Origin of the sequence: Acidovorax delafieldii 2AN, assembly GCF_000175235.1 — a bacterium.
Classification (GTDB): domain Bacteria; phylum Pseudomonadota; class Gammaproteobacteria; order Burkholderiales; family Burkholderiaceae_C; genus Acidovorax; species Acidovorax delafieldii_B.
In genome coordinates this window covers 1-10,789 of record NZ_ACQT01000127.1, presented here as the reverse complement: position 1 = coordinate 10,789, position 10,789 = coordinate 1, and the positions used below count along the sequence as shown (strand labels likewise).

Genomic DNA, 10,789 nt, shown 5'->3' with positions numbered 1-10,789 from the left:
TGTGCCGGCCGATGGCGCCGAGGCGGCCTCTACGCCGCGCACCACGTCGCCCACCACGATCACTGACGGGCTGGCCAGCTGGTGGCTCTCGACGGTGGCCGTCAGCTGGCCGAGGGTGGTGATCGCGTGGCGCTGGCGGGGCAGGCTCACGTGCTGGATGATGGCCACGGGGGTGTCGGCCGGCAGGCCTGCGAGCAACCCCTGCTCAATCTGGGCGGCACCGCTCACGCCCATGTAGATCACCAGGGTCAGGCGGGCGTCGCGGGCCGTGGCCGCGAGCTGGCGCCAGTCGGGGCCCGCATCGCCGGGCTTGGTGTGGCCTGTGATGAAAAGCACGCCGTGGGCATGCTCGCGGTGCGTGAGTGGCGCACCCAGCGAGGTCAGCCCCGCCAGCCCGGCCGTGATGCCGTTGACCACGGTGACGGGCACCCCGGCGGCGCGCAGGTGTTCCACTTCTTCGCCGCCGCGCCCGAAAATGAACGGGTCGCCCCCCTTCAGCCGCACCACGTTCTCACCCTCGTTCACGGCCATCAGCATCAGTTTCTCGATGAAGGCCTGCGGGGTGCTTTTGCACCCGCCGCGTTTGCCGACGTGGACGATGCGCGCCGAGGGCGAGGCATGCGCCACGATGGCGTCGCTCACCAGGTCGTCCACCAGCAGCACGGTGGCGGCCTGGATGGCCTTGAGCGCTTTGAGGGTGAGCAGTTCGGGATCGCCAGGGCCTGCGCCCACCAGCGTGCAGCGCCCCAGGGCGGGTGCGGGGTGCAAGGCGCCACTGGGGGGCGCGGGGCTGGCGGGGGGCGGGGTGGTGCTCATGGTGTCTCCGGCGTGGTTGAAGTCGCCAGATGCAATATGTGTTCCACCTGCTGCGCCAGCGCCGCCGGCACAGGCAGGCGGCCGTCCAGCACATCCTGGGTGTACCGTGCGGTGGTGTCCACGTCGATCTCCGTGGGCAGCCCCGGCACCTCGGCTGCGGTGCCGGGCTGCTGTTCCTGCAGCAGCTGGTGGACGCCGGCCACGAAAGCGTCGTAGCGGGGCGAGCGGCGCGGGTCGGCGGCCACTTCGCCTTCGAGCCCGCGCGAGAGCAGGGCCGTCATGTGCAACGCGCCGAAGGTGGCCTGCAGCATGTCGTAGTACTCGGGGTGGGTGTAGCTGGTCACCACCACCGCGGCGCCTGCGCAGGGGTTCATGAGCTTCACCACGCTGTGCCCGGCGTTGCGCAGGCCCACCACCTCGCGCACGGACAGCAGTCGCGCCAGGCCGGGGTGCAGGTGCCGGGTGTCGATGTGCGCCACACGGCCATTTGCTATTTTTTCAGGAGCTGTCAGCGCAGGCACACTCAGCGCAAGAAGCACATCCGACGCCAGGGTGCGGCGTGCCTCGGTGCGCATGCCGTGCAGCAGCACGGGCAGGCCTTCGCGTGCCAGCAGCAAGGCCAGCAGTGGCGTGAGCACAGGCAGCTTGCGTGCACCGTTGTAGCTGGGCAGAACGATCAGGGGGCGGTCGCTGGCGGGCAGCCGCGCCAGCCGGCTGTGGGTGGCATCCAGAAATCCGCACATTTCCTCGGGGGTCTCACCCTTGATGCGCATGGCCAGGCAGAAGGCGCCGATCTCCAGGTCGGTGACGGTGCCATCGAGCACCTGGCCGAACAGATCCGCCGCCTGAAGGCGCGTCAGGGGTTTGGAGCCACGCGGGCCGCGGCCGATTTCCTTGATGTACTGATGAATGCCCATGTGATGGCCAGGTATGGCAAGACGCGCGCACCGGGGCTTCGGGGCCTTCGCGCTGCCCGCCCTCAGGGCGGGTGCGTCACGCAAGGCCGGACCGGTACACCACTGCGCGCGTCCTGTTGCGATGGTGGATGGAAGAGTGCATTTTCATGCAATCCCGAGCGTGTGCGATGACATTGCTACCGGGGCGGCGTGTACTGCCAGCGGCCCCGCATGGCGCACCATGCGCTTGAGTTCGGGCACGCACGAGCCGCAGTTGGTGCCGCAGCGCAGTTGGCCCTGCAGCTGCGCCAGGCGGTCGTCGTCGGTGCCGTGGCAGTGCGCCAGCTCGGCGGTGATGGCGGCGTCCGTCACGTTGAAGCAGGTGCACACCGGCTTGCCGCGCGACTGCACCGCCACGGGGGCCTTGGCGCCGGGCACCAGCAGCAGGCGGCCGTAGGTCTGTGCAGGAAGCTCTTCCTGCAGCAGGGTCTTGAGCCAGCCTTCGGCACTGGTGTCGCCTGCCAGCACGATGCCTTCGAGCGTGGTGTTGTCGCCTTGGCGGGCCAGCCGTGCGGCCCGGCGCTGTCCGCGTTTTTTGTCGGCATAACGCAGCGTGTCGGCGCCTGCCATGCCCAGCAGGGCTTCGATCTGCGCGATCAACGCATCGGGCGGTGTCTCGTGGGCGGCGGCGCGCAGCAGCACGCCCGTGCGCTCGCGGCCGGGCTCATCCAGCGGGGTGTTGTTGCTGAAGGGGACGCAACTCGTGTACTGAAAATAGGGAAACTGCGCCATCAGTGCGGACAAGGTTTCGCGCGCTGCCAGTGCACCTTCGGCAGGCAGCCAGGCCATGGCCAGCAGCGTCCACGGCAGTTCGGCCTTGAGCACCTTGACGGCCGCGTGTTTCAGCTCGGGCTGTTTGGAGGTGGGGCAGAACGCCGAGGTGGTGAGCGCATTCACACCCGCCAGCCGCTCGCCGGTGGAGGACACGCCGCTCAAAAATTCGCTGCCCCAGTGCATCGCCATGAACACCTGCGACAGGCCCAGCGTGGTGTCGGCCTGCACGGGCACCACGATGGAGCCGCGCTTGCTGGTCACATGCACCAGGTCGCCGCTGGCCAGCTTGCGCCGCTCCATGTCCTGTGGGTGCATCTGCAGGCTGGGTTCGGCCACATGGCCAAACAGGCGGCCCAGCGTGCCGGTGCGGGTCATGCCGTGCCACTGGTCGCGCAGGCGGCCCGTGGTCAGGCTGAAGGGGTAGCGCGATTCGCGGGGCTCGGCCGTGGGTTGCCATGCATGCGCAGCAAAACGCGCACGGCCGTCGGCGGTGGGGAAAACGCCATCTTCGTACAGGCGGGCCTTGCCGAAGTCGCGGTTTCCGGGGGGCAACGCGTTTGCGTTGCCGTCAGCATTCACCCCGCCCGCCGGGTGGGCAGGGCAGGGCCACTGCTGCGGGCCAGCGTGTTCCAGCAGATCCCACGACAGGCCAGTGATGTCCAGGTCACGCCCGCGCGTGCTTTCGCGGTGCTCGTTCCACACCGTCTCGGCACCCTGTTCGGCATGCTCGGTGGGGTAAGGAAACAGCGTGGGCCGGCCGGGACGCAGTCGCGCCTCCAGCCGCTGCGCAAACTGCACCGCAATGGCCCAGTCGTGGCGCGCCTCGCCCGGCGCGGGCACGGCAGGGCGCACGCGCGAGATGCGGCGCTCGCTATTGGTCACCGTGCCGGTCTTTTCACCCCAGGTGGTGGCGGGCAGCAGCAGGTCGGCAAAGGCGCAGGTGGCGGCGGTGGCAAAGGCCTCTTGCACCACCACAAACTCGGCGCGCTGCAGCGCGCGGCGCACCGTGGCCTGGTCGGGCATGCTCTGCGCGGGGTTGGTGCAGGCAATCCACAGGGCCTTGATCTCGCCATCGGCAGCGGCCTGGAACATCTCCACCGCCGTCTTGCCGGGCTTGGATGGCACATCGGCCACGCCCCACAGCGCAGCGACTTCGGCGCGGTGCTGCGGGTTGGCCAGGTCGCGGTGGGCGCTGAGCAAATTGGCCAGCCCACCCACTTCGCGCCCGCCCATGGCGTTGGGCTGGCCCGTCAGGCTGAAGGGGCCCGCGCCGGGTTTGCCGATCTGCGCGGTGGCCAGGTGCAGGTTGATGAGCGCAGCGTTCTTGGCTGTGCCGCTGCTGCTCTGGTTCAAGCCCTGGCAGTAGAGGCTCAAGGTTGCTTTGGAGGTCGCGAACCATTTGGCGGCGGTGGTCAGGTCGGCCACGCTGATGCCGCAGGTCTGCGCCACACGCTCGGGCGTGGCGTCGCGCACCAGGGCCTTGAGTTCGTCAAAGCCCGTGGTGTGTGCGGCGATGTAGGCGGTGTCGACCCAGCCCTCCCACAGCATGATGTGCAGCATGCCGTTGAACAGCATCACGTCGCTGCCGGGCTGGATGGGCAGGAACAGGTCGGCCATGCCCGCCGTGTCGGTGCGGCGTGGGTCGGCCACGATGACCTTCATGCCCGGGTTGGTGGCGCGTGCGTCTTCGATGCGGCGGAACAGGATGGGGTGGGCCCAGGCCGCATTGCTGCCCACGATGAACAGGCACTGCGCGTGGTTCACGTCGTCGTAGCAGGCGGGCGGCGCGTCGGCACCCAGCGTTTGCTTGTAGCCAGCCACAGCGCTGCTCATGCACAGGCGCGAGTTGGTGTCGATGTTGTTGGTGCCGATCAGGCCCTTGGCGAGCTTGTTGAAGACGTAGTAGTCCTCGGTGAGCAACTGGCCGCTGACGTAGAAGCCCACGGCGTCAGGGCCGTGCTGGGCGATGGTGTGGGCGAACCGGTCGGCCGCCAGCGTCAGTGCGGCATCCCAGGTCACGGGCAGGGCGGCCTCGTTGCGCTGCGCGCGTTGCAGGGGGTGCAGCAGGCGGGTTTGCAGGGTGACCGGGCTGGTGGCTGTGAGGTGCAGGGTCGAGCCCTTGGTGCACAGGCGGCCAAAGTTGGCGGGGTGTGTGGGGTCGCCGCGCACACCGGTGATCTGGGTGCCTGTGCTTTCGATGATCACGCCGCAGCCTACGCCGCAGTAGGGGCAGGTGGATTTGGTTTCTTGCATGGCGTGGTTGGGGTTGTTTTGGCCTCAGGCGCTAGTGCATGTTGCGCTGTCAGCTATTGTTTTGATAGTGTCGTCGTGTCCTCGCCGGGTACGCATGCGGCGCCTGGGGCGCAACACTCTCCACCGCTCACACGCCCACCGTCCTGCGCGCAGGCCCTGCGATGGGGCGCGTCAAATCCGTGGCCACCGTCGCCAGCTCGCTCGCGTCCAGGTACACCGCGCCGTCTTCCACCTTCACGGCAAACTTCGGCGTGCAGCCCTCATCGGGCGCCGAGGCCTGGCCGTCGCACAGGCCAATGGTCCAGTTGTGCAGGGGGCACGCCACATGGGTGCCAAACACGATGCCCTGGCTCAGCGGGCCGCCCTTGTGCGGGCAGCGGTCCAGCAGCGCGAACACGCCACCGGCGTCGTTGCGGAAGATGGCTACGTCCAGGCCCTGGGGGCGCGCCACGCGGCGTGAGCCCAGCACGGGGATGTCGTCCACCCGGCAGATCAGCTTCCATTCAGGGGTTGGGTTGTTGGTGGTCATGGGAATGGTCCTTGGGTTTGTTCGGTGGGGTGTCGGTGGGCGGGTCGGGGACAGTCGCAAGACTGGTCTTAGCTACTGCTCAGCGCCGCATACAGGCCGGTCACGCGGTCCATGCTGGCCAGCAGGTTCTCGCTGCTCACGAACACTTCAGATACCTGGCGGAAGGTATTGCTGCCATTGCCCAGGCGCTGCAAGGCGGCGTCAAAAAACACCCACTGGCCATCGGCCAGCAGCAGCTCTTGCCGGATGCGATCGGTGGCCTGTGGGGCATTGCGCAGCAGCTCGGTGGCGCTGATGAACTCGTCGCGCGCCTTGGCGATCTCGGTGGTGGCGGTGGAGGTGTCCACCCCCAGCATGGCCGACAGGCAGAACTTGGCCATGCGCTGGCTCAGCATGCGCTGGCGGCCTGCCACGTTGACCAGCTTGCCCACGGGCTTGCCCGAGGCGGCTTCGTACTGCACGGTGCCCTGATGGGCCAGCGCCAGCACCTTGGCGTCGGCCTGCAGCAGGGCGGCCGCGCCGTCGCGCGACGGGCTGGTGCCCAGCAGCGTGGCCTTGTGGTCGGTCCAGGCCGATTCCAGCTTTGCGTAGGTGTCGCGGATGGTGGGCGAGGGCGCGTAGGCCTTGAGTTCGGCCAGCTGCCGCTCGAACAGTGCCAGCGACTGGTCCAGCACGGCGCGTGCGGCAGGCGTGTCGGACTTGTGGGCCAACGCCAGCCACGCCTTGCCCATGCGCTGGCTCAGCATGCGCTGGCGACCTGCCTTGTTGATGGCGTCGTTCAGGTCAGTGACCTGGGCCTGGGCGGTGCCCAGCGACATGATGCCCAGGGTGCTCCAGGCCGTGGTGTAGCCGGCGGCGGTCAGCAAGGTGCGGCGTTGCATGGTGGTGCGGCTCCGGGCGCTTCAGGCGGCGGTCAGCGGGGCAAACTGGCGCGTGTCCACAGCTGCCTTGTCAAACTCGAACCAGGGGTCGGGCTCGCCGTCCAGCGCGAACTGCAGCTGCTCCCACAGCGCCTTGCGGCCTTCGTGGTCTTCCAGAATGCGTTTTTTCACATAGTCCAGGCCCACGCGGCTCACGTAGTGCACGGTGCGCTCCAGGTACCAGCCTTCCTGGCGGTACAGCTCGCAGAACGCGCCGGTGTACTCCAGCACTTCCTCGGCGGTTTTCAGCTTGGTGAAGAAGTGGGCCACCTCGGTCTTGATGCCGCCGTTGCCCGCCACGTACATCTCCCAGCCGCTGTCCACGCCGATGATGCCCACGTCCTTGATGCCGGCTTCTGCGCAGTTGCGCGGGCAGCCACTCACCGCAAACTTCACCTTGTGCGGGGCGTACATGCGCCACATGGCGCGCTCCAGGTCCTTGCCCATCTGCGTGCTGTCCTGCGTGCCCATGCGGCACCACTCGCTGCCCACGCAGGTCTTCACGGTGCGCAGCGCCTTGGCATAGGCATGGCCGCTGGGCATGCCGATGTCCTTCCACACGTTGACGAGGTCTTCCTTCTTCACGCCCAACAGGTCGATGCGCTGGCCGCCCGTGACCTTGATGGTGGGGATGTTGTACTTGTCGGCCGCATCGGCAATGCGGCGCAGTTCGTCGGCCGTGGTCTCGCCGCCCCACATGCGGGGGATCACGCTGTAGGTGCCATCCTTTTGGATGTTGGCGTGGCTGCGTTCATTGATGGCGCGGCTTTGCGGGTCGTCCTTGGCGTCCTTGGGCCAGGTGCTGATGAGGTAGTAGTTCACCGCCGGGCGGCAGGTGGCGCAGCCGCTCCGCGTTTTCCATTCCATGAAATGAAAGACATCCTGGATGGAGAGCAGCTTGTTGGCGCGGATGGCATCGCGCACCGCCTGGTGGCCATGGTCGGTGCAGCCGCAGACGGCCTTGGTCTTGGGCGTGGCGCTGTAGTCGCCGCCAGCGGTGAACATGATGATCTGCTCGACCAGCCCTGTGCACGAGCCGCAGCTGGCGCTGGCCTTGGTGTGCTTGCGCACCTCGTCCAGCGTGAACAGGCCTTTTTCCTTGATGGCCTTGCAGATGGCGCCCTTGGTCACGCCGTTGCAGCCGCACACCTCGTCGCTGTCGGCCATCGCGGCCGCCTTGTTGTGGCCCTGGTGGCCGGCGTCGCCGATGTTGCTCTCGCCGAACATCAGCTTGTCGCGGATGTCTCCAATGGCCCTGCCGTCGCGCAGCAGCTTGAAGTACCAGCTGCCGTCCACGGTGTCGCCGTACAGGCAGGCGCCCACCAGCTTGTCGTCCTTGAGCACCAGCTTCTTGTACACGCCGCCGAAAGGGTCGCTCATCACGATTTCCTCGGTGCCTTCGCCCCCCTGGAAGTCGCCCGCACTGAACAGATCGATGCCCGTCACCTTGAGCTTGGTGGACGTGAGCGAGCCCTGGTAACGGCCGATGCCGAACTCGGCCAGGTGGTTGGCCAGCACCTTGCCCTGCTCGAACAGTGGGGCCACCAGGCCATAGGCAATGCCCCGGTGTGCCGCGCATTCGCCCACGGCATAGATGCGGGCGTCGGTGGTGGTCTGCAGCGTGTCGCTGACCACGATGCCCCGATTGACGTGCAGGCGCATCTTTTCGGCGAGCTGCGTGTTGGGGCGGATGCCCACGGCCATTACCACCAGGTCGGCGGGCACTTGGGTGCCGTCCTTGAACTTCACGGCGCTCACCCGGCCTTCGGCGTTGCCCACCAGCTCCTGCGTCTGTGCCTTCATCAGAAACTGCATGCCGCGCTCGGCCAGCGACTTCTGCAGCATCTTGCCGGCCACGTCGTCGAGCTGGCGTTCCATCAGCCAGTCGCCCACATGCACCACGCTCACTTGCATGCCGCGCTTCATCAGGCCGTTGGCGGCCTCCAGACCCAGCAGGCCACCGCCGATCACCACGGCGTGCTTGTACGTGGCGGCCGCGTCGATCATGGCCTGCGTGTCGGCAATGTCGCGGTAGGCCAGCACTCCCTCCAAGTCCTTGCCGGGAACGGGCAGGATGAACGGGTTGGAGCCCGTGGCCATGATCAGGCGGTCGTATTCGGCCGTGATGGTCTCGCCTGCGGCATTGGTGGCGTGCACGGTGCGGCGCACGCGGTCCACATCGTTCACCGTGAAGCCTGCGTGGAGCGTGATGTGGTTGTCGGCGTACCACTGCCAGTCGTTCAGGATGATTTCGTCGATGGTCTGCTCGCCAGCCAGCACGGGCGACAGCAGGATGCGGTTGTAGTTGGGGTGCGGCTCGGCGCCGAATACCGTGATGTCGTACAGGTCGGGCGCAATCTTCAGCAGCTCTTCGAGCGAGCGGACGCCGGCCATGCCATTTCCCACCATCACCAGCCTGGATTTTTTCATCGTGACCCCCGTGGGCGTTCGGAAAAACAAAAAAGGCGTCCGCACGGTGCGCAGGCTGTGCAGCCAACACACTCGCAGGGACGCCATCGTCTTCGTCGGCCCGATCCGCCATTGCACCGGGCCCACCATGTGGCCTACCGTGGCCACGACCCAATCCAAGCAAACCCTGTGCCAAAAGAGCCGCGTGCGATTTTTTAACAACGAAATCGGTCTCTTGCGCTTGTTCTGTGGACTTATTTAGCTATTAAAAATGGAGCGCTGAAGCCGCGAACAAAGCGCTGCTGGTGCATGGGCGGTGAACGTGCGGGCCAGGTTGGTGCGCGGCGGTGCCAGTGCGCGGGGGCTGCGGTCGCATGGGCGAGGCGGGATCGCCATGCACCGGTCTGGTTCTCTTTGCACCACCTGGCTGGCCCCCGGTGAGGCCTGCAGCCGATCAACCGGCTCGTCGTTCAATGCGAAGCGGACCTCGCAACGTGGGGCCTGGCGAACGAGCGCGCCACTGGCTGGGCTCCGTGGCGGATAAGGAAGGCGCGACGGGCGGGTGCCAGGACTGCCCGGAAGCTTGTAACGGGCGGTGAGCAGCACCCGGGAGCGCTTTGGCACTCGGGCGTGCATGCCGGGCGCGCAAGCGCGTATGGAGCCGCGGGGGCGCCTTCCTCGGGTTGCCAAGACAGGCGCCCACCCCGTTTGCACAGGGTGCGGCAACCATTGCTCTCAGCGGTCTGCCCCAGCATTGCGGGCCACAGCGCAGCCGGCGGACGGGGTGGGGGGACTAGAAGCGATAACCGTAGCGCAGTTGCAAAAAGGTCTCGCCAGGATTGGGCTTGCGCAGCCCCGCGTTCGAGACATGCTTGGCGTGCAGGCTGACTTCGTGGTGCTGCCGGGTACCGAAATTGCGCCCTACGCCGATGTGGTCACTGAAGTTCCAGCGGCTGCTGAAGCTGCCTGACGCCGCGTGGTACGTGCCGTTCAAGTACGAAAGGCCGATGCCGCCTTCCACGAACCAGCGCGAGCGGCCTTCGTCGAAACGGTAGCGGAACATGGGTACGACGCCCACCTGGGTGGTGTGGCCGCCCGCGGGAGGCGCGGCCTTCGAGGCCCAGTCGCTCAGGTACATGTCGAGGTGGGTACTGATCCGACCCTGCCAGAAGGTGTGCTGCAGCGGCAGGCGCAGGCCCAGGGTGCGCAGGTGCGTGCCGGTGTCGCTGCGCAGGGTGTGCCCGGCCTCAAGGTAGAGCGAGGGCGCCTGCGGCTCGTCGGCGTGGGCGATGCCCAGCGAGGCGCAGCACAGCAGCAGTGCGACGCACTGGATCAGATCAACAGGCGTGCGAGGACGGCTGGGCCAGCCGGGGCAATGGAGCATGGCGTTCCTTTGGTGCGCAAGCCCCTGCCGCAGGGAAACGGCACGCGAAAGGGCTGGCGTCCGCAACCATTGTGTCGCAGGGTGCCGCCCACGCGCACCCATTGCCCAGACTCAAGGCGCGGGTGTTGCGGCGCTGCCACCCGCTGGTGCATCGGCCCAGGCGCCGCCCAGCACCTTGTACAGCGTGATGCGGTTGGCCTGCTCGGCCAGTGCCAGGCCAATGAGCGTCTGCTGCGCGGTGTAGAGCGCCCGCTGGGCGTCCAGCACCGGCAGGTAACTGTCAGCCCCCAGGCGGTAGCGCGCTTCGGACAGCTGCAGTGCCTTTTGGGTGGCGGCTTGCAGCGACTGCTGCGCCTGCAGGCGCTCTGCCAGGGTGGCGCGGTCGGCCAGGGCATCGGCCACTTCGCGGAATGCGGTCTGCACGGCCTTGTCGTACTGGGCAACGGCCGTGTCGCGTGCCGTTTCCGCGATCCGGAGGTTGGCGCGGTTGCGGCCCGCATCAAAGATGGGTAGGCGGATTTGGGGGGCAAAGCTCCAGGTGCCGTTTCCGCCGTCGAAAAGCCCCGACAGCGCATTGCTCGCGGTGCCGGCCGACGCCGTGAGCGTGATGCTGGGGAAGAACGCGGCACGCGCCGCGCCGATGCTGGCGTAGGCGCCGCGCAGGGTGTATTCCGCCGCACGCACATCGGGGCGGTTGAGCAACACCGTCGAGGGCAGGTCGGCGGGCACCGCCAGCAGTGCGGCGGCG

9 protein-coding genes are annotated in these 10,789 nt (G+C 67.5%); 1 reads left to right on the top strand and 8 read right to left on the bottom strand.

What is annotated here, in order from left to right; all coding sequences use genetic code 11:
* The 6 genes from cobA to nirB all read right to left on the bottom strand — a co-directional run.
* The coding region (cobA, locus tag ACDELDRAFT_RS14620; RefSeq protein WP_005798154.1) for a uroporphyrinogen-III C-methyltransferase at nt 1–816 on the bottom strand (816 nt) is incomplete at its 3' end.
* Nucleotides 813–1,733 carry a DNA-binding protein YbiB gene (gene ybiB, locus ACDELDRAFT_RS14615; RefSeq protein WP_005798152.1) on the bottom strand — a complete coding sequence of 307 codons (921 nt, stop codon included), beginning with the start codon at nt 1,731–1,733 and terminating at the stop codon, nt 813–815. The genes cobA and ybiB, both read right to left, overlap by 4 nt.
* A 144-nt stretch (nt 1,734–1,877) precedes the next feature.
* A complete protein-coding gene (locus ACDELDRAFT_RS14610; RefSeq protein WP_005798151.1) occupies nt 1,878–4,799 on the bottom strand; it encodes a nitrate reductase in 2,922 nt (973 codons plus the stop codon).
* Between the two features lie 127 nt (nt 4,800–4,926).
* Nucleotides 4,927–5,328: a nitrite reductase small subunit NirD gene (gene nirD / locus ACDELDRAFT_RS14605; protein ID WP_005798149.1), complete on the bottom strand. Its 402-nt coding sequence runs from the start codon at nt 5,326–5,328 to the stop codon at nt 4,927–4,929.
* A gap of 68 nt (nt 5,329–5,396) precedes the next feature.
* Nucleotides 5,397–6,209: a type IV pili methyl-accepting chemotaxis transducer N-terminal domain-containing protein gene (locus ACDELDRAFT_RS14600; protein WP_005798147.1), complete on the bottom strand. Its 813-nt coding sequence runs from the start codon at nt 6,207–6,209 to the stop codon at nt 5,397–5,399.
* A 21-nt stretch (nt 6,210–6,230) separates the two neighbouring features.
* On the bottom strand, nt 6,231–8,678 hold the full coding sequence (gene nirB / locus ACDELDRAFT_RS14595; RefSeq protein ID WP_040329329.1) for a nitrite reductase large subunit NirB: 2,448 nt from the start codon (nt 8,676–8,678) through the stop codon (nt 6,231–6,233).
* Between nirB and ACDELDRAFT_RS25385 the strand changes: the two genes are divergently transcribed.
* The gene (locus tag ACDELDRAFT_RS25385) at nt 8,641–8,919 is read left to right on the top strand and encodes a hypothetical protein (RefSeq protein WP_198403250.1); all 279 of its coding nucleotides are present in this window, start codon (nt 8,641–8,643) and stop codon (nt 8,917–8,919) included. The genes nirB and ACDELDRAFT_RS25385 overlap by 38 nt on opposite strands.
* Before the next feature lie 531 nt (nt 8,920–9,450).
* Here ACDELDRAFT_RS25385 and ACDELDRAFT_RS14590 read toward each other — a convergent pair.
* Nucleotides 9,451–10,041, bottom strand: a complete 591-nt coding sequence (locus tag ACDELDRAFT_RS14590; RefSeq protein ID WP_005798143.1) for an acyloxyacyl hydrolase — start codon at nt 10,039–10,041, stop codon at nt 9,451–9,453.
* Between the two features lie 111 nt (nt 10,042–10,152).
* Nucleotides 10,153–10,789 (bottom strand): efflux transporter outer membrane subunit (locus ACDELDRAFT_RS14585; protein WP_005798141.1); only part of this gene is annotated, 637 nt, incomplete at its 5' end.

Bases quoted from the DNA above. Each gene is read 5' to 3' on its own strand.
- ybiB (WP_005798152.1), bottom strand. From the start codon at position 1,733: ATGGGCATTCATCAGTACATCAAGGAAATCGGCCGCGGCCCGCGTGGC.
- ACDELDRAFT_RS14610 (WP_005798151.1), bottom strand. From the start codon at position 4,799: ATGCAAGAAACCAAATCCACCTGCCCCTACTGCGGCGTAGGCTGCGGC.
- nirD (WP_005798149.1), bottom strand. From the start codon at position 5,328: ATGACCACCAACAACCCAACCCCTGAATGGAAGCTGATCTGCCGGGTG.
- ACDELDRAFT_RS14600 (WP_005798147.1), bottom strand. From the start codon at position 6,209: ATGCAACGCCGCACCTTGCTGACCGCCGCCGGCTACACCACGGCCTGG.
- ACDELDRAFT_RS25385 (WP_198403250.1), top strand. From the start codon at position 8,641: ATGCCATTTCCCACCATCACCAGCCTGGATTTTTTCATCGTGACCCCC.
- nirB (WP_040329329.1), bottom strand. From the start codon at position 8,678: ATGAAAAAATCCAGGCTGGTGATGGTGGGAAATGGCATGGCCGGCGTC.
- ACDELDRAFT_RS14590 (WP_005798143.1), bottom strand. From the start codon at position 10,041: ATGCTCCATTGCCCCGGCTGGCCCAGCCGTCCTCGCACGCCTGTTGAT.